At 64.6% G+C, this 16,878-nt stretch carries 15 protein-coding genes; 2 read left to right on the forward strand and 13 right to left on the reverse strand.

The annotated features are described in order from the left end of the window. The 3 genes from TNMX_RS02385 to TNMX_RS02395 all read right to left on the reverse strand — a co-directional run. On the reverse strand, positions 1-1,198 hold a 1,198-nt coding region (locus TNMX_RS02385), incomplete at its 3' end, for an ABC transporter substrate-binding protein (protein WP_038029106.1). Between the two features lie 3 nt (positions 1,199-1,201). Then, entirely contained in the window at positions 1,202-2,296 is a 1,095-nt protein-coding gene (locus TNMX_RS02390; RefSeq protein WP_038029126.1) for a zinc-binding dehydrogenase, read from the reverse strand. Beyond that, the gene (locus TNMX_RS02395) at positions 2,296-3,720 is read right to left on the reverse strand and encodes a CoA-acylating methylmalonate-semialdehyde dehydrogenase (RefSeq protein ID WP_038029108.1); all 1,425 of its coding nucleotides are present in this window, start codon (positions 3,718-3,720) and stop codon (positions 2,296-2,298) included. Before TNMX_RS02395 ends, TNMX_RS02390 begins: the two co-directional genes overlap by 1 nt. A 207-nt stretch (positions 3,721-3,927) precedes the next feature. On the opposite strand from TNMX_RS02395, the gene TNMX_RS13520 reads away from it, so the two are divergent. Then, positions 3,928-4,866 (forward strand): PucR family transcriptional regulator, encoded by a 939-nt coding sequence (locus TNMX_RS13520; protein WP_126218514.1) that lies wholly within the window; start codon positions 3,928-3,930, stop codon positions 4,864-4,866. A 23-nt stretch (positions 4,867-4,889) separates the two neighbouring features. On the opposite strand, the gene TNMX_RS02405 is transcribed toward TNMX_RS13520, so the two are convergent. The 10 genes from TNMX_RS02405 to TNMX_RS02450 are packed head-to-tail and all read right to left on the reverse strand — an operon-like array spanning position 4,890 to position 13,674. Beyond that, the gene (locus tag TNMX_RS02405) at positions 4,890-5,594 is read right to left on the reverse strand and encodes an ABC transporter ATP-binding protein (protein WP_038029111.1); all 705 of its coding nucleotides are present in this window, start codon (positions 5,592-5,594) and stop codon (positions 4,890-4,892) included. Beyond that, positions 5,591-6,316, reverse strand: coding sequence for an ABC transporter ATP-binding protein (locus TNMX_RS02410; protein WP_028493216.1), 726 nt, complete (start codon positions 6,314-6,316; stop codon positions 5,591-5,593). The genes TNMX_RS02405 and TNMX_RS02410 overlap by 4 nt, the downstream gene beginning before the upstream one ends. Beyond that, the gene (locus tag TNMX_RS02415; RefSeq protein ID WP_052037892.1) at positions 6,309-7,226 is read right to left on the reverse strand and encodes a branched-chain amino acid ABC transporter permease; all 918 of its coding nucleotides are present in this window, start codon (positions 7,224-7,226) and stop codon (positions 6,309-6,311) included. The genes TNMX_RS02410 and TNMX_RS02415 overlap by 8 nt, the downstream gene beginning before the upstream one ends. After that, entirely contained in the window at positions 7,223-8,080 is an 858-nt protein-coding gene (locus TNMX_RS02420) for a branched-chain amino acid ABC transporter permease (RefSeq protein WP_038029114.1), read from the reverse strand. Before TNMX_RS02420 ends, TNMX_RS02415 begins: the two co-directional genes overlap by 4 nt. Positions 8,081-8,098: 18 nt before the next feature. Continuing rightward, on the reverse strand, positions 8,099-9,274 hold the full coding sequence (locus TNMX_RS02425) for an ABC transporter substrate-binding protein (RefSeq protein WP_038029116.1): 1,176 nt from the start codon (positions 9,272-9,274) through the stop codon (positions 8,099-8,101). Positions 9,275-9,290: 16 nt separating this feature from the next. Then, the gene (locus TNMX_RS02430) at positions 9,291-9,716 is read right to left on the reverse strand and encodes a MaoC family dehydratase (protein WP_028493220.1); all 426 of its coding nucleotides are present in this window, start codon (positions 9,714-9,716) and stop codon (positions 9,291-9,293) included. Next, positions 9,694-10,443 (reverse strand): alpha/beta fold hydrolase, encoded by a 750-nt coding sequence (locus TNMX_RS02435; protein ID WP_038029118.1) that lies wholly within the window; start codon positions 10,441-10,443, stop codon positions 9,694-9,696. The genes TNMX_RS02430 and TNMX_RS02435 overlap by 23 nt, the downstream gene beginning before the upstream one ends. Next, positions 10,436-11,209: an alpha/beta fold hydrolase gene (locus TNMX_RS02440; RefSeq protein ID WP_038029120.1), complete on the reverse strand. Its 774-nt coding sequence runs from the start codon at positions 11,207-11,209 to the stop codon at positions 10,436-10,438. The genes TNMX_RS02435 and TNMX_RS02440 overlap by 8 nt, the downstream gene beginning before the upstream one ends. Beyond that, positions 11,196-12,674, reverse strand: a complete 1,479-nt coding sequence (locus TNMX_RS02445; protein ID WP_038029122.1) for a class I adenylate-forming enzyme family protein — start codon at positions 12,672-12,674, stop codon at positions 11,196-11,198. The genes TNMX_RS02440 and TNMX_RS02445 overlap by 14 nt, the downstream gene beginning before the upstream one ends. Further along, positions 12,667-13,674 (reverse strand): 3-oxoacyl-ACP synthase, encoded by a 1,008-nt coding sequence (locus tag TNMX_RS02450; protein WP_038029125.1) that lies wholly within the window; start codon positions 13,672-13,674, stop codon positions 12,667-12,669. The genes TNMX_RS02445 and TNMX_RS02450 overlap by 8 nt, the downstream gene beginning before the upstream one ends. An 85-nt stretch (positions 13,675-13,759) precedes the next feature. On the opposite strand from TNMX_RS02450, the gene TNMX_RS02455 reads away from it, so the two are divergent. Beyond that, complete coding sequence (locus TNMX_RS02455) at positions 13,760-16,711, forward strand: AAA family ATPase (protein WP_253269358.1); 2,952 nt, start codon at positions 13,760-13,762, stop codon at positions 16,709-16,711. The last annotated feature ends 167 nt before the right edge of the window (positions 16,712-16,878 follow it).

Consider the following 16,878-nt stretch of genomic DNA (forward strand, 5'->3'; position numbering starts at 1 on the left):
CCTGGGGAGGTGGTGCGGCCTCTTCTCCTGGCACTACCCGTACCACCTCAAATATGTCATCGGGGTCTTGGCCTTGGCGCACATACCCCACGAAGACCCCAGTCATCAGCTGGTGATCCTCTTTTCGATAGTAGACCCGCCCTGGCTGAAGGGCTACGCTACGAGGTAGCTCCAGACCCTCCATGGCTTGAGCTACCTTAACAGCATCCAGGCTCTTGGCCTTGTTTATGGCTAGAGCCAGGCTCCATATAGCAGCGTATCCGAACCAGCTTCGTGCAGTGGGTACCTTGCGGTAGCGCCGACGGTACCGGTCCACAAAGGTTTTAACCTCAGGGACATTGGGCTGGATCCAGTACCACTCGAAGGTCCACCAGCCGATCCGGGCTTCTTTAGGCAGGGCTACAATATTCTCCCATTCCTGAAGTCCTCCGGCGATGGCCATCTGTTTGTCCAGGCCGAACTGAACGATTTGTTTGAGAATGGCTACCGCATCATCACCTGCTTGGAACACGAGAAGTACATCAGGTTTAGCCCTAGCTGCTTTGAGGAGAACGGCGGAGTAGTCCACTGTGCCCAAGGGCAATCGGTCGGCTCCAAGCACCTTGCCGCCCAGGCGCTCCGCCACCTTGGTAAAGCTCTCCTGTAAGGACCAGCCATAGGCGTAGTCGGGGGTGATGATGTACCAGTTTTTCCCAAAGCGTTCGGCCAAAAGCCGACCAATAGCATTGGCTTCCATGGACCCACTCGTGGGGATGCGGAAGGTGTTCCACCGGCAGCTTTGGCCTGTAATGGCGTCAGCGTGTCCCCCAGTAACAATGTGGAGCATCTTGTATTCGGCGGCGGTTTGACTCAGGGCTAAGGACACCCCACTGGATACCTCCCCCAGGGAGAACTGGATTTTATCCCGCTCCACCAGCTTTCTCAGCTTCTGTACCCCCACGTCGGTTTTTGCGGCCGAGTCTTCGGGCAAAAGCTCTAAGGGCCTGCCCAGGACTCCACCCCTCACGTTCACGTCGTCTACCGCCATGCGAGCGCCTTCGAGTTCACTGCGACCCAGGGCAGCGTACACACCAGAAAAAGGATCGACGAGCCCGATGCGGATGGCCTCCCGCCCTTGCCCCAGGCTGTTCAGGGTGAAGAAGGCGGAGCCTAAACCTAACTTCAAAACCCCTCTACGCGTAAGCTTGTACCTCAGCATACCCTAACCTCCCATCGCCACCACCGCCCGGCCCACGATCTGCCCCTTGTCCAGCCGTCGGTAGGCCAGGTCGGCTTCCTCCAAAGTGAAGCGATCAGTAACTTCTGCACCCACCCCCACGATGCCGGCTTGCGCCAGCTTGAGGAGGATGGGCATGTCCTTACGGGGCTTGGCCCCGTAGGAGCCTAGGATTTTGAGCTTGCGCCGGACCAAGCGGGTGATTTCCACCCCGGCCTCCATCCCTTGAGGGGCGATGCCTACGGGTACCATCCTTCCCCCATCCCGGAGGAGGTTTAGGGCCAAACGGAAGGTTTCCGGTCTCCCTAATGCCTCGAAGGCCACGTCTACTCCCCGCCCGCCCGTCAGGTCTAGAATGGCTTGGGGGGCTTCCTCCGGGGTGAAGGCATGGGTAGCGCCAAGGGTCCTTGCCTTAGCGAGTTTCTCGGGCCGGAGGTCTATGGCCACCACAGGGTAGGCGCCGAAAGCCCGGGCGATTTGGACGATCCCTAAACCCACCCCGCCGGTGGCCACCACGGCCACCGACTCCCCACCCTCGAGGCCAGCGGTTTTCACCGCACCATAGGCGGTGAAGAGGGCACAGCCGAGGATGGCCGCATCCTCCAAGGCAATGCCTTCAGGCAGGGGGAAGACATCCGTGGTGGGAACCACGGCATACTCCGCTAGGCCACCCATGGAGTACATCCATAGGGGCGTCCCGTCCTTGCGGAAGAGCCGCGTGGCGCCGTCGTAGAGCACGCCCCTGAGGCGGTTAAAGCTGAAGAAGCGCTCGCAGAGATCCTCCTCTCCCCGAACGCAGTAGGGGCACTGGCCGCAAGGCATGATGAAGCTGGAGACTACCTTTTCACCCACCTTTAGGCCCTCCACTCCCGGGCCTAAAGCGGCCACCGTACCCGAGATCTCGTGTCCTAGTACGCAAGGGGTAGGGAAGGCTACTTCTCCTTTGATCACATGGAGATCCGTGTGGCATACTCCGCAGGCTGCTACCCGTACCAGTACCTCCCCGGCTTTGGGTTCGGGAATAGGAACCTCCTCTATCCTCAAGGGTTCCCCCACCCGCTCCAATACCGCAGCCCGCATCACCATCTTTCCACCACCACCTTCCTTTGGGTGTAGAAGAGGAAGGCGTCGGGGCCGTGGGGGTGTAGGTCGCCGAAGAAGGAATTGCGCCATCCGGAGAAGGGGTAGAAGGCAAAGGGCTGGGCCACGCCCACGTTGATCCCCACCATCCCCGCCTGGACCCTTTCCCTGAACTCCCGGGCCGCCCGGCCGCTTTGGGTGAAGAGGGTGGCCATGTTGCCATAGGGCACGGCGTTGGCCTGGGCGATGGCCTCTTCCAGGTCCTGGGCGTAGGAGACGGAGAGCACGGGGCCGAAGATCTCCTCCCGCCCCACCACCATGCGGGGGGAGACCCGGTCCAGCACCGTGGGCCCCAGGAAGAAGCCTTTGCCCTCGATCCCCCGGCCGTCCAGGGCCAGCCTGGCCCCCTCCTCCAGGCCCTTTTGGATGTACCCCACCACCCGTCTCCGGTGCTCCTCCCGGATCAGGGGACCCACCTGCACCCCCTCCTCCCATCCCGGACCCACCCTGAGCCTGCGGGCGCTCTCCACAATCCTCTCCAAGAGTTCGGGGCCAACGCCCCCCACCCCTACGGCCACGCTCCCTGCCAGGCACCTTTCCCCGGCGTTGCCGAAGGCGGAGTTGAGGATCGCGGGGATGGCCTGGTCCAGATTGGCGTCGGGCATCACCACCAGGTGGTTCTTGGCTCCCCCGGCCGCCGAGACCCTCTTGCCGTGCTGGGCGGCCAGCTGGTAGATCCTCCGGGCCACGGGCTCGGAGCCCACGAACTGCACCGCCTTCACCTCCGGGTGGCTCACCAGGGCCTCCGCTGCCTCCTGGGCCCCGTGGACCAGGTTGAGGACCCCCTCGGGGAAGCCCGCCTCCAGGAAGAGCTCCGCCAGGCGCACCGCCCCCAAGGGGGTTCTCTCCGAGGGCTTGAGCACAAAGGTGTTCCCCGCCACCACGGCGATGGGGAACATCCACAAGGGGATCATCACCGGGAAGTTGAAGGGGGGGATCCCGGCTACCACCCCCAAGGGGTAGTGGAAGAGGTTCTGGTCCACCCCGCCCGTGACCTCCCGCAGGGTGCGGCCCTGAAGGAGGGTGGGAGCGCTGCAGGCGAAGTCCACCACCTCGATGCCCCGGCGCACCTCCCCGCGGGCCTCCTCCAGGGTCTTGCCGTGGTGGAGGGTGACCAGGTGGGCCAGGTCCTCAAAGTGCTTCTCCAGAAGTTCCTTGAAGCGGAACATGAGGCGGACCCGCTCCATGAGGGGGGTGCGGCTCCACACCTCAAAGGCTCTCTGGGCCGCAGCCACCGCCCGGTCCACCTCCTCCTTCCCCGAAAGGGGAACCTCCTCGATCACCTCCCCGGTGGCAGGGTTGTACACGGGCAACGTGGGGCGGGAAACCTCCTGCCACTCAGCACCGATTAGGTTCTTGACCATTCCCTCCTCCTTGGGGTCAACGGCTCTAGGTTTCGTGTTTAAGCGTAAAGGTAGGGCCAAGCCTCGTCTACTGTGACTTCATCCAAGGTAGGGCCCGGGGGTTTTGTGTTAGACCTCAAGTGGAAGGTCCCTGTATACTAGGGAGACGCCGAGGAGGGGAAAGGCATGGGTGCCCTTCACCGGACTCTTTGGTCCTGGGCTGAAACTATGGCCTGGCACTATGCCCAGGAAATCCCTGATTACGCCCGGCTGGATACGCGCATCCTCGAGCGGGATGTGGCTGTAGTTTCCTTTGAGTACTTGCGGGCCCTCGAGGAGGGCGGGAACGTGGAGGACCTGGCCTTGGCGGTGGGCCAGCGCCGGCGGAGCCAAGGCGTATCCCTCCCGGCCCTGCTCCGGGCTTACCGCCTCTGGGCCAAAGATGCCCTCGAGGCTCTAAAGGACTCGACGCCAAACCGCTTGGCGGAGCTGGCCCCCCGGGTGGTGGAACTTCTGGACCGGGTAAGCGAGGCCTCGGCTCAGGGATACCGCTTGGCCCTGGAGGGTAGGCTTCCCCGTGGATCGGTTGTGGGCATTGGGGTGGGGTTTGCCGATGCCGGGGCCATAGCCCTGGCCCCGCGCCACTTAAGCCTCCCCTCCGAGACCCTGGTCTACGAGCAAAGCCCCTTTGGTGCCCTGCTTTTTCTGGCCGCGCCCCTGGCCGAGGTGGAGCAGGAGCTTAGGGGCCTAGCCCGCAAGTGCCAGGCGGTGCTTTGGGTAGAGGAAGGGACGGATGCCTCAAGGGTCGGGGCGGACCTGGAGGAGGCTTTGGCCCTGGGTAGTTGCTTGCGGTTGCCGCCCGGCCTCTACCCAACCCGCTATTTGTGGCCCTTGGCCATTGCCTTGGATTCGCCCAAGGGAAGGGAGCGGCTATTGAGGCTCCTGGCTCCCCTCGAGCCCCATCCAGAGCTTTTGGCTACCCTGGAGGTCTATTTGCAGGCGGGGTTTTCCCTCAAGAAGACAGCCCATCGCCTGGGCCTCCATCCCAACTCTGTTCTCTATAGGCTTCATCGCGCCGAAGAACTGACTGGCCTTCACCTGGGTCGGGCGGAGGATTTGTGTCTGGTGAGCATGGCCTTGTACCTGTATCGTGCGGTGGGAGACTAGCGAACAGCGGCTTTGATGTGGCCTTACAAGCTTAGGTAAGCCTCCCGGATCCGGGGGTCCTCCAGCACCGCACGGGGTGGGCCGTGGAGCACGATGCGCCCGTGTTCCACCACATAGGCCCTGGCCGCCACCTCCAGGGAAAGGGCCACATTCTGTTCCACCAGCAAAATCCCCACCCCCTCTTCCGCCACCCGGTTGAGGGTTCTGAGCACCTCCTCGGCCAGCCGGGGTGCCAGGCCTAAGGAGGGTTCGTCCACCAGGAGGATTTTCGGGAAGCCCATGAGGGCGCGGGCGATGGCCAGCATTTGCTGTTCCCCGCCGGAGAGGGTGCCGGCAAGCTGCCTCCTTCGCTCCGCAAGCCGGGGAAAGAGGGTGTAGACCCGTTCAAAACCCTCCTTTTCCTGGCCAGGGGCCAGGAAGGCCGCTCCCAGGCGGAGGTTTTCCTCCACGGTCATCAGGGGAAAGAGCTGCCTGCCCTCGGGCACGTGGCCGAGCCCCAGCCTGGCTCTTTTGGCGGAGGAAAGACCCCCGAGGTCCTTTCCATCCCAAAGGATCCTGCCCCGCCAGGGGCGGATCAGGCCGGAAATGGTCCGGAGCAGGGTGGTCTTGCCCGCCCCATTGGCTCCTAGGAGGGCCACCAGTTCCCCTTCGCGCACCTCGAGGTCCATGCCGAAGAGCACCTGGGCCTTGCCATAGCCGGTTTCTAGGCCTTCTACCCTGAGCTTCATGCTCCCCTCCCCAGGTAGGCCTCCCGTACCCTCTGGTCCTGGGCTACCTTCTGGTAGGTTCCCTCGGCGATCACCTCGCCGTAGTCCAGAACCACCACCCGGTCGGCCAAAGCGCGCACCACGGGCATGAGATGCTCGATGAACAGGATGCTGACCCCGGCGTCGCGGATCCGCCGCACCAGGGCCACGGCTTCTTCGGCTTCCTTGGGGCGCAAGCCGGCCATGACCTCATCCAGGAGGAGCACCCTAGGCCGGGTGGCCAGGGCCCGGGCCAGCTCGAGCCGCTTGTCCTCTAGAAGGGTGAGCTCCCCGGCCAAAGCCTCCGCCCGGCGCTCCAATCCCGTGAGGCGCAGCACCTCCTCCACCCAGGCCTCCGCCTCTTTCTGTCGCACCTGGGGTTTGCCAAAGCGCGCCCCCACCAGCAGGTTCTCCCGCACGGTGAGCTCGGGGAGGGGCTGCACGATCTGGAAGGCCCGTCCGAGACCCAGGTGGGTGCGGGCCTCCGGGGGGAGATGGGTGATGTCCTGCCCTTGGAATAGGATCCGGCCCGAGTCGGGCCTTAGTAGGCCTGAAAGAAGGTTCAAGAGGGTGCTTTTTCCGGCTCCGTTGGGGCCGATGACCGCCAGGATTTCCCCTTCTTCCAGGTGAAGGCTCACTTCCTTAAGGGCCTGTAGCCCCAGGAAGCGTTTGCTCACCCTTATGACTTCCAGAACCTTACCCACGGTGCCTCCCCAAAACGCCCACCAGGCCGCGGGGCAGGAAGAGGATGACCAGGATGAGGATGGCTCCGTAGACCACCAGGTATCCCTCCTGGATCCAAAGCCTAAGGGCCTGCTCGAGGCTTACCAAGGCCACGCCGCCCAGCAGGGGCCCCAAGGTGGTGTAAAGCCCGCCGAAGATGGGGATAACCAGGGCTTCCACGGCTCTTGCCAGGCTGAAGGCGTCATAAGGGGAGAGGAAGAGGGTTTTCATCCCATAGACGCCGCCAGCGAGCCCGGCCACCACACTTCCCAAGAACAGGGACCAGAGTTTTACCCGCACCACCTGCACGCCCAGGACCCGGGCCACCGCCTCCGATTGCCGGGTAGCCGCCTGGGCGAGGCGGAATGGGCTCCTTTCCGCCCAAAGGCTCAGGGCTGTGGCCAGGAGGAGGACGCTGAAGCCCAGGTAATAAGCGGCCAAAGGCCAATTCCCTCCAAAGGGGGGCAGGACCGGAAGGCCAATGGGTCCGCCGGTAAAGGGGAGTTTCAGGGCCAGGGTGCGGAGCACCTCGCTGAAGGCCAGGCTGGCCATGGCGAAGTACAGGCCGTGGAGGCGCAAGGTTACCCACCCCAGGACCAGGGCTCCGGCCCCCGCTGCCAGGGCTCCCAGGCAAAGGGCGGGGAGCGTGCCCACCTGGGGGGCCAAGAGCCCAGCTCCATACGCGCCTAAACCGAAGAAGGCACCGTGGGCCAAGGAAAGCTGGCCGGTGCGGGCCACCAGGTCCCAGGAGAGGGCCAATGCGGTAAGGAGGAGGACGAAAAAACCCACGTCCAGGAGGAAGGCCCGCCAGATCCCTAAGGGAAGGTAGGGTAGCAGGACGAAGAAGAGCAGGAAGAGGAGGATCAGGCTAAGGTGGCCGAAACCCTTCATGCCTCCCTCCAGGCCCGGCCCACCAGGGCGAGGAAGAGCACCAAAAAGAAGACCGCCTCCACGAGCCCTCCCCCTCCCGGTAGATAGGTGCTCACCAAGGCCTCGGCCAGGGCCAGAACAAAGCTGGCGGGCACCACCCCCTTGAGGTTGCCAAGCCCGGCCAGGGCCACGATGGCGAAGGATTTGAGGGTAAAGGCGAAGCCCACGGTGGGGCTGGCGTACAGCATCACCGAGAGCATGACCCCAGCTATACCGGCCAAGGCAGCGGCCAGGCCGAAGGCCAGGAGGTAGACCCTTTCCGCCTCAATCCCCAGAAGCCCGGGGGCCAGGCGGTTTTGGGCCACGGCCCGCATGGCCAGGCCTAGCCGGCTTCGGGTGAGGAAGACCTGGAGCAGCAAGAGGATGGCGAGGGAGAGCAAAAAGGCCCCCAAGGGTACGGCTCCCAGGAAGAAGGGGCCCAGGGAGAGGGTGGTCGCTTGGTAGGGTGGGGCCACCACCCGGGTGTCGGCACCGAAAAGGAGGAGGGCTAGGTTTTGCAGGAGGATGGCCAGCCCGAAGGTGAGGAGCATTTGGTTGAGTTCCGGGGCCTTTAGTACCGGCCGGATCAGGCCCTGGTAGGCCAGGCCTCCCACCAAAAAGGCAGCCAGGAAGGCGAGGCCCAAGGAGAGGAGGGGGTCCACCCCCCGGAAGGCAAAGAGGAGGTAGGAGAGGAAGGCCCCCATCATCAAAAACTCCCCGTGGGCAAAGTTAACGATCCCCACCACCCCCAAGGAGAGGGCTAATCCCGTGGCCACCAAGGCGTAGATCCCGCTCATGAGGAGGCCGTTCAGGAGGGTTTGCAGCAGGAGCTCCATGGTCTTCCCGCCAACTCCTTATCTCAGGTAGTACTCCCCGGGGTAGCGCAAGGGCCTTGTGGCCACTTCCTTGGGGAACACGGGCCGGCGGCTTCCCTGCAGGTACTGGAACTGGAACCAGATCTCCGGACCAAACCCCTGGTACTTGGTGCGGCCCGTGTCCGAGGGCTTAAAGGATAGAGGGCCGAAGGGGGTGTTCATCTTGAGGCTGGCCAAGGCCTCGGCGATGCGGTTCTTGTCGGCGCTACCTGCCTTTTCCGCCGCCAGGGCCAGGCTCTTGACAATGGTGTAGCCCATGGGGGCCATGTATTCCTCCGTGACCTCCCCGTACTTCTTGCGGTAGGCGTCCACGAAGCGACGGGACTCGGGGTTGGCCACCGTGGGCAACCAGGCGGTCATGCCAGCGATGTCATTGGAAAGCGGGTTCTTTTCGAAACCGATGGGCCAGGAGGGCGGGGCGCCGTAGATCAGCTTGGGCCTGAGCCCCACCTGCCTTGCCTGGGTGGCGATGGGCAAGGCATCCACGTCGTACCCGATCCAATAGAGGATGTCCGGGGCGAAGGCCCGGAAGCGGGTGAGGATGGCGGTGAACTGGCCGCTTCCCGCCTTGAAGGGTTCCGCCTGGACCTGGTAGCCCAGTTTTTCCAGCTGCTGTTTGTAGACCCCGATGCCCGCAGAACCAAAGGGCCCATCCTCGTAGAGGATGGCCACCTTTCTTGCCCCGTGCTCCCGGTTTAGGTACTGGAAGAACTGCAGGGCGGCGGCCACGTTGTGGTAGTCCCAGGGGTGGTAGTGGAAGAGGAGGGGGTACCCCTCGAAGGCCTGCTCCACCACGGAGCTGGCGGCCCCGATGGCCAAGAAGAGGGGCCCGTACTGCTTCACGGGGCCGGAAAGGGCAAAGGTGACGCCGCTAGCCAGGCCTCCGATCACGATGTCCACCTTGTCCACGGTCATGAGCTTGGTGAAGGCAGGGACGGCTTTGGCCGCATCGGTGCCGTCGTCCACCACCACCAGCTCCAACCGGACCTTGCCGGCGGTGTTCACCTCGTCGGCGGCCAGCTGGATGCCGTTCAGCGCCGCCTTGCCCGAAACCGCCGAAGCCCCGGAGAGGGGCAGGATGACCCCCACCTTCAGGGAGGTCTGGGCAAAGGCCAGACCTGTCACGAGAGCCAGAAATCCCAACACCTTTCGCATCCCGTACCTCCTTTCCCTAGGGCCTTGCGCCCGTAGGTTCCTCGTAGAGCACCACCGCCTCACCCTCGATAACCCTCTCCCCCCGCTGGTTTTCGCAGAAGGTATCCAGGGTGAGGACCAGGCCGCCCTTCTCCCTCTCCCGCACCGCCTTGACGATGGCGGTGGCGGTGATGGTGTCCCCCAGGTAGGTGGGTTTAAGGAAGCGCAGGGTCTGGGAGAGGTAGATGGCCCCGGTGCCCGGCAGTTTCGTGCCGATCACCGTGGAGATGAGGCCCGCCACCAGGATGCCCTGGGCGATGCGTTTGCCGAAGCGGCTTCCTTTGGCATAGGCCTCGTCCACGTGCAGGGGGTTGGTGTCCCCCACCGCCCCCACGAAGAGGGCCACGTGGGCCTCGGAGATGGTCTGGGTGTAACTGGCCTTATCCCCTACCTTGAACCTCACCGTACACCTCCTTTACAAAGTCCTTCAGAATGTCTTTCAAGAGTTCCGGGCTTTCCAGGTTCACCGAGTGGCCCACCCCCTCGAGGACAAGAAGCCTCCCCCTGGGGAAGAAGGCTGCGGTTTCCTCCGCCATAACCCGGGTGACGAGGGGGTCCAGGGTGCCGTAGACCACCAGGACCGGCCCGGGATAGGCCCTTTCCAGCCGCCAGGCCGCCAGGGCCCGGGCGTTGCCCTGGAAGTGGGCGGGGTGCATCCCCTGCGCCTTCTCCACCAGCTCAGGGAACCAGGGAGGCCTGCGGGTGGGCGCCATGGCCGCCAGGGCCTGGGCCAGGGCCTCCCGGTTGTGCCGGTAGCCTTCCAGGATGGGGTAGTAGGCCTCAGGGGTTTGCAACCCGGAGGGCGGGGCGGGGTTGATGAGGACGAGTCCCCGGGTCTTCTCGCCCGCCGCTTCCATCACCACCGCACCCCCCAGGGAGTGGCCCACCAGGATGGCTTCTTCCGCACCCTTTTCCCGGAGGAAGGCCCTTAGGGCCTGGGCGTAGGCGGGGATGGAAGGGGTGAAATCCCGGGGTGCCTGGCTTTCCCCGAAACCCGGGAGGTCGGGGGCCAGAAGCCAGGTCCCCTCGGGAGGGTTCTGCAAAACCTCCCGCCACCACTCCTTGCAGGCAAAGTTTCCATGGACCAGCACCACGGGGACTCCCTTTCCGCTTTCCAGGCAGCTAAGCATGGATTTCCTCCAGAAACTTCCTCACAGCTTGGGCGAAGGCCAAGGGGTCCTCCAGGGGGGCCGCGTGGCCTGTGGGCAGGGCTTGAAGCTCCGCTCCCAGGGCCTCGGCCAGGGCCTGGGCGTAGGGCTTGGGGAAGAGCAGGTCCTCCTTTCCGTAGAGGACCAGGGCGGGCAGGGCCAGGCTGTGAAGGCGGGGCCTGAGGTCCTCGAGGCTAAGAAACCCTTGAAGGAGCCTTTCCTGGGCCCTCTCGTCCGGGGCCTGGGCGATGAGGGAAGCGAGGCCTTCCTCCGCGAGGAGTTCGGGATGGGCATTGAGGAAGCCCGCCCCATAGATCCAAGGCATGGCCACCCTTAGGCGCAAGGGGGTGCCTCCGGCCTTCAGGGCGTGCAGCCAGCTACCCACCTTGGCCCTTAGGGCGGGGTCCAGGTAAGGGGTGGTGCAGGCCAGGACCAAGCCCCGGAAGCGTGTAGGAGCCATGAGGGCGGCCTGCAGGGCCACGATGCCCCCGTTGGAAAGACCTACCAAGGAGGCCTCTTCCCAGCCCAGTTCCTGCAAGAGGGCGAGGAGATCTTGAGCGTGCACCTTTGGGGTGTAGAGGCCCTCGGGGGCCTCGCTTTCCCCCTGGCCCCGCATGTCGTAGCGGAGGAGGGTGTAGCCCCAAAGGAGGGGTACCACGGGGTCCCAGCTTTCCAGGCGCTGGAAGAGCCCGTTGAGGAGCACCACCTTTGGCCCCTCTCCCTCCACGCGGTACCTAAGCTTGGCCATGTTCCGCCTCCCACATCCTTTTCAGGGCCTCCTTCTGCACCTTCCCGGGCCCGGACTTGGGTAGCTCCGGCAAGAAGACGATGTGCTTGGGTACTTTGTACCCCGCCAGCCGCTGCCGGAGGAAGGCGCGGAGGGCTTCCGCCTCCAGGGGTTCCTTAAGGACCACGAAGGCCGCCCCCACTTCGCCCCACTTGGGATCCGGCACGCCCACCACCGCTGCCTCCCGCACCGCCGGGTGGTCGTATAAGGCCCGCTCCACTTCCACGGGGTAGACGTTTTCCCCTCCGGAAATGAACATCTCCTTCCTGCGCCCCACGATGTAGAAACGCCCCCCCTCATCCTGAAAGGCCAGGTCCCCGGTCCTGAGCCAGAGCCTTTCCCCGTCGTGAGCAAAGACCTTGGCGTTCTCCTCGGGGCGGCGGAAATACCCTTTCATGACCACGCTCCCCGAAAGCCAAAGTTCTCCGGTTTCCCCTGCCTTGGCCTCCTGCCCATCCTCCCGCACCAGCCGGGCCTTCAGGTGGGGCATGGGCCGGCCCACGCTTTCGGGATACGCCTCTGCTTCCTCCAGCTCCAGGGTGAAGCAGTTCACCCCGCATTCGGTGAGGCCGTACCCCTGCTTGAAGCGGACGCCCTTCCTGCGAAAGGCTTCCCGGACCGGGGCCGGACAAGGGGCCCCGCCGGAGATGGCGAAACGCACGAAGGAGAGATCGGCCTCGGCGAAGCCCGGGGTTTCCAGGAGCATCTGGAACATGGTGGGTACCAGGAAGAGGAGGGTGGGGCGGTGGGTCAGGGCGAGGTCCAGGTACTCCTCGGGCCGGAAACGCTCCTGGATCACCACGCTCCCGCCCAGGTAGAGGAGGGGAGTGGCCAGGGCGTTCAAGGCGGCGTGGAACATGGGGGTGGCCAGGATGTACCGATCTTCCCGGGAAAGTCCCCAGGAGAAGGCGGTCTGGACGGCGTTAACCAGGAGCTGGCGGTAGGGGATCAGGGCTCCTTTGGGCAGGCCGGTGGTGCCTCCGGTGAAGAGGAGGAGGGCGGGGTCTTCCAGCCCTACCCGGGCGGCTTCCTCTATTTCCGCCCCCTCGAGGAGGACCTCGAGGGGCAGGGCCCTAGGATCCAGGGCCTGGGCGATTTCCTGGAAGCCCTCCCCATAGAAGAGCGCCCGGGGCTCGGTATAGGTGTAAAGGGCCTGGAGCTCGGGAAGGCTGAGGCGGTGGTTGAAGGGGGTGAGGATGTGCCCGAGGAGAGGACCGGCGAAGAGGAGGTCCAGGTACGCCGGGTGGTTCCAGGCGAGAAGACCCACCCGGTCCCCTTTACCCACCCCCAGGTCCCGGAGGGTTCCGGCGGCCCTTTGCGCCCTTTGGTAAAGCTCGGCGTAGGTCAGCCATGCCCCACGGAACCAGACCGCCTGGCGCCTTGGATGGTAGGCGGCAAGGCATCCCAGCCAGTTGGGCTCAAGCATGAAGCCCTCCTTCCAGGCGGAGTACCGCTGCCCCGTAGAAATAGCCCACGCCCGCCGCGGCCAGGGCCACCAGGCTTCCCTCCCGCAAAAGCCCCTTCTCCCAGGCCAGGTTCAGGGAGAGGATGGGGTCCAGCTGGCCCAGGTGGCCAAAGCGCTCCAGGTAGATGGACTGCTCCTCCCTTAGCCCCAGGCCCTCCAGCACCGCCCGGTGGGCTGAGCGCTTCATGTGGAGCAGAGCCAGGTAATCCAGATCGGCCTCGGTGTACCCTGCTTCTTCTAGGGCTTCCCGTATTACTTCCAGGAAGGTGGGAATAGAGGTGGCGTCCAACCGCTGTTTCATGGCTTCGGGGTCCTCCACGCGGAGGCGGAACGCCGAGAGGTTGCCCGGGGTTAAGGGGTTGCGGGTGCCGCCCACGGGCACCTTGACCGCCAGGGCCAGGGTTGGGTCCATGCGGTGGGCGAGGCCCAGAAGCCTTAACCCCGGGCCCTTTCGGGTGAGGACCAGGGAAGCACCCCCTGCGGCCAGGTCATAAAGGAAGCGGGTGTTGGGGTCCAGGTAGTCCACCAGGTCCCCGTTGCGGTAGCCCCCCGCCACCAGGACCACCTGCACCTCCTTGTGGGTGGCGAAAAGCCCCCGGGCCACCTCCAAGGCCCCCATAAGGGAGGCGCACTTCTGGTTGAGGTCTAGCCCCTTGGCCCTCGAGGCCCCAAGGCCCAGGGCCAGGTAAGGAGCTGTGGTCCAGACGGGGTAATCCTTAAATTCCTCCACGATGGAAATCACCCAGTCCACCGCTTCCCCGGGAAGGTTCGCTGCGCCCAAGGCGGCCTGGGCAGCCCATAGCGCCATGTCGGCGGGGTGGTCCTTGGGTCCCGGTACGGGTTTTTCCAGGATGCCCAGCTTTTCCCGCACCACCTCGGCAGGCAGATGGGTCCAGGCTGCAATCTCCTCGGCGGTAACGCGGCTTTCTGGCAGGTAAACCCCAAGGCTGTGCACGACCATCTGCTACCAGGTTAGGGTGCGAATGTTACACGGGCGTTACACGCACGGGGGGGCGGGTCTATACTGGGGGGAATCAAGGGGGAAGATGGCCAAGTCCCACCTCCGCTTGTTGGGAAGGGCTACCCTGGGGCTAGGGGAGTCTTGGATACCTTTGGAGCGCAAGGTGGCGGGGGTGCTGGCGTACTTGGCCCTCGAGGGCCCCACGCCCCGTTCCAAGCTCGCGGGCCTGCTTTGGCCGGAAACCCATGAGCGGGCTGCCCGCAACAACCTGGTCCAGTCCCTGCGGAGGCTCCGCAGGGCGGTGGGCGGGTATGAGGCCGTAAGGGGTGAAGGAACCCTCCAGCTTGCGGAGGACTTGGAAGCCGATGTTACCCGGCTTATCTTGTCCACCCTACAGGGGAAATACGCCGAGGCGGTGGACCTCGAGGGCGAGTTAATAGGGGGCTACGATTACGACGACTGTCCCGACTTTGCCGACTGGCTTCAGGCCGAGCGGGAGCACCTATCTGGCCTATGGCGGGAGGCTTTGGAATCCGAGGCGAGGCGCCTGGAGGAGGAGGGTGAGCTGCGCAAGGCTTTAGCCCTGGCCCTGCGCCTTGCGGAGGCGGACCCCTTCTCGGAGGAGCACCTTCGCCGGGTGATGCGCCTTTACTACCTCCGGGGCGACCGGGGAGCGGCCATGTCCGCCTACCATCACGGCCGGGAGCGGCTTAAGCGGGAGCTGGGAGTGGATCCCCTACCCGAAACCCAGGCCCTGGTTCAGGTCATCGAGCGGGGAGCCGTTCTGCCTGGGGCAGGTGGGCGGCTAAGGCGGGAGATCCCTCTTGTCCTTTGGCAACCCCCGGTGCTGGTGGGCCGCGAGCAGGCCTTGGTCCAGATAGAGGAAGCCTGGGAAGCGGGGAAGCTGGTGTTTATTGCCGGTGAACCAGGTATAGGCAAGACGCGGCTTCTGCGGGACTTTGCTAGCCGAAAGGGTTCCTACGTCTGGATGTCAGCCCTACCGGGGGATAAGGGCACGCCCTTCGCCTTTTATGCCCGCGCTTTGCGGGAAGCTTTTGGGGAGTCTCCCGGGCTGCGCTTGCCTTCTTGGGTGCGGCGGGAGTTAAGCCGTATCCTTCCCGACCTCTTTCCTCTGGACCCACTTCCCTGGAGGGATCCTGCCGACCGCATCCGTCTCTTTGCCGCCATGGCCGAGGCGGTGGGGGAGCTCCGGAGGCAAGCGGGGGTTTTGGTGATGGACGATTTGCAGTACCTGGATGCGGCAAGTGCCGAGGCGTGGGCCTACATGCTTTCGAAGCTTGCCCTTGATGCTTCCGGCCCTCGCCACTACCTCGGCGCCTACCGCCAGGGGGAGCTTTCAGCTGAAGCGCAGGCTACTGTGGATGGGTTGGTGCAGGCGGGGTTGGCGGTGCGGATCCTCCTCGATCCCCTTCAGCCCGGTGATGTGGAAGCGCTTTTGGCCTCCTTGGAGCTTCCAAACCTATCGCCTACGGAGCTTGCACCTGCCCTTTTCCGCTATACCGGGGGCATTCCCTTTTTCCTTCTGGAAACCCTGCGTGTGCTTTGGGAGCTGGGGGAGGGGCCAGAGGCGCCCGGTCATCTTCCAACCTCCCAGCGGGCCAGGGAGCAGGTGGCGCGCTGCTTGGGGCTCCTTTCCCCGGCAGCCCTGCGCCTGGCACAGGTGGCAGCCATCTTAGGGGAAGACCTGAGCCTGGAGTTGGCTGCCGGTGTTCTTGAGTGCGCTCCCCTGGAGCTGGCCCGGCCGTGGGCTGAGCTCGAGGCCGCCCAGATTTTGCGGCAAGGGCGCTTCGCCCACGACCTCCTCCTGGAGGCGGTTAAGGAACGCATCCCTGTTCCCCTGCAAGCCCACTTGCACCGCCAGGTGGCCCGGGCCCTCGAGGAGGCCGGGGCCCATCCTGCCCGCATCGCCCAGCACTGGTTGGAGGGAGGCAGGGAAGAGGTGGCTGCTCGTTTTTGGCTGGCTGCTGGACGGGATTATCAGGCACGGGCCCTCTATGCCGAAGCCAGGGCCATGCTGGAGAAGGCTCTTAGTCACAGCCAAGATCGGCGAAGCGATCTGGAGGGAGCTACACGGGTTGAAGCCCAGCTCCTTCTTGCCGACATCTGCCGTGAGGAGCGGCGTTATGGTGAGGCGGATGCCTTGTTGGCGGATCTACTGGACGGTTCCTTACCCCTCAGGGTGCGGGTAGAGGCCCTGCGGGCTAGGGCCTACCTCGCCATTGGCGATCCCCTTCGTGCGGCAGGCTACGCCCGAAAGGCCTACCTTCTGGCGCACAAGATAGAGGACGAGGAGCTTTTGCACCTGACCCGAACCGCCTACGCTGCGGTCCTGTGGGGATTGGGTAAGGTTGGTGAGGCCATACACCTCCTGGAGCCAGAACTGGCCTTGGACCATCCCGATGCCCGCCACCGCATCCGCATCCTGGCCTATCTGGGGGCGCTCTACGCCCATAGGGGCCGTTTTAGGGAGGCTTACGCCCTTTTGGAGGAGGGTTTCCACCTGGCTCAGGGGCAGGATCCCTACTGGCGGGTCCTGGTGGCGGCCTTTCTGGTGGGGGCCGACGTGGAGCGGGGTGAGCCCCTGGCCCACTGGGAACTGGCTCAGGCTACTCGGGCTCTGGGGCCCTTCGACGTGAGCGAGTACCTGGCGTTGGTGATGGCCCGGGCTTGTCTGGAGGCTCACGAGCCGCGGTTGGCGCTGGAGCTTCTCGCTGAACGTCCGGGTGCGCACCTGGGGCGGGCCTATGCCTGCTTGGGCCTGGCGTATACCTGCCAGGCTCTCCTGGCTTTGGACGATAAGGAGGCTGCCCGGCAGGCCTTGATGGAAGCCCTAGCCGTGGCCGAGGACCTAGAGGGAGCTCCGCGGGCTCTGGTCCAGGTGGCGGTGGCGGCCTTGCGGCTTGGGGAACCGGTGGCGCAGGCGCTCTTGGAGCGGATTTCCCCGGAAACCCTAAGCCCTGCAGACCGCAGGAGCCTCGAGGGGGTCGGCCTTGGCTTCGGCATGTACCTGCCCTGAACCGCCCGAACCTGTCATCCTCCAGTCATCCAGGCCTTTCTAGGCTGGTCTTACCTGGCTGACTTCACCGCTGGGTAACGGTGTGGGGAAGAAAAGGGTTGGGTGCAGGTGTGTTTGTTCGGCAACCGATTTCGGAGGTGGACAATGAACGAAGCGATGGATCAATC

It is taken from the genome of Thermus sp. NMX2.A1 (assembly GCF_000511705.1).
Classification (GTDB): domain Bacteria; phylum Deinococcota; class Deinococci; order Deinococcales; family Thermaceae; genus Thermus; species Thermus scotoductus.

What these genes read in the sequence shown, in the direction of transcription:
- TNMX_RS02390 (WP_038029126.1), bottom strand. Translation starts at nt 2,296, where the DNA reads ATGCGGGCTGCGGTATTGGAGCGGGTGGGGGAACCCTTGAGGATAGAG.
- TNMX_RS02445 (WP_038029122.1), bottom strand. Translation starts at nt 12,674, where the DNA reads ATGCTTGAGCCCAACTGGCTGGGATGCCTTGCCGCCTACCATCCAAGG.
- TNMX_RS02455 (WP_253269358.1), top strand. Translation starts at nt 13,760, where the DNA reads ATGGCCAAGTCCCACCTCCGCTTGTTGGGAAGGGCTACCCTGGGGCTA.
- TNMX_RS02405 (WP_038029111.1), bottom strand. Translation starts at nt 5,594, where the DNA reads ATGAAGCTCAGGGTAGAAGGCCTAGAAACCGGCTATGGCAAGGCCCAG.
- TNMX_RS13520 (WP_126218514.1), top strand. Translation starts at nt 3,928, where the DNA reads ATGGCCTGGCACTATGCCCAGGAAATCCCTGATTACGCCCGGCTGGAT.
- TNMX_RS02435 (WP_038029118.1), bottom strand. Translation starts at nt 10,443, where the DNA reads ATGCTTAGCTGCCTGGAAAGCGGAAAGGGAGTCCCCGTGGTGCTGGTC.
- TNMX_RS02450 (WP_038029125.1), bottom strand. Translation starts at nt 13,674, where the DNA reads ATGGTCGTGCACAGCCTTGGGGTTTACCTGCCAGAAAGCCGCGTTACC.
- TNMX_RS02395 (WP_038029108.1), bottom strand. Translation starts at nt 3,720, where the DNA reads ATGGTCAAGAACCTAATCGGTGCTGAGTGGCAGGAGGTTTCCCGCCCC.
- TNMX_RS02425 (WP_038029116.1), bottom strand. Translation starts at nt 9,274, where the DNA reads ATGCGAAAGGTGTTGGGATTTCTGGCTCTCGTGACAGGTCTGGCCTTT.
- TNMX_RS02415 (WP_052037892.1), bottom strand. Translation starts at nt 7,226, where the DNA reads ATGAAGGGTTTCGGCCACCTTAGCCTGATCCTCCTCTTCCTGCTCTTC.
- TNMX_RS02420 (WP_038029114.1), bottom strand. Translation starts at nt 8,080, where the DNA reads ATGGAGCTCCTGCTGCAAACCCTCCTGAACGGCCTCCTCATGAGCGGG.
- TNMX_RS02440 (WP_038029120.1), bottom strand. Translation starts at nt 11,209, where the DNA reads ATGGCCAAGCTTAGGTACCGCGTGGAGGGAGAGGGGCCAAAGGTGGTG.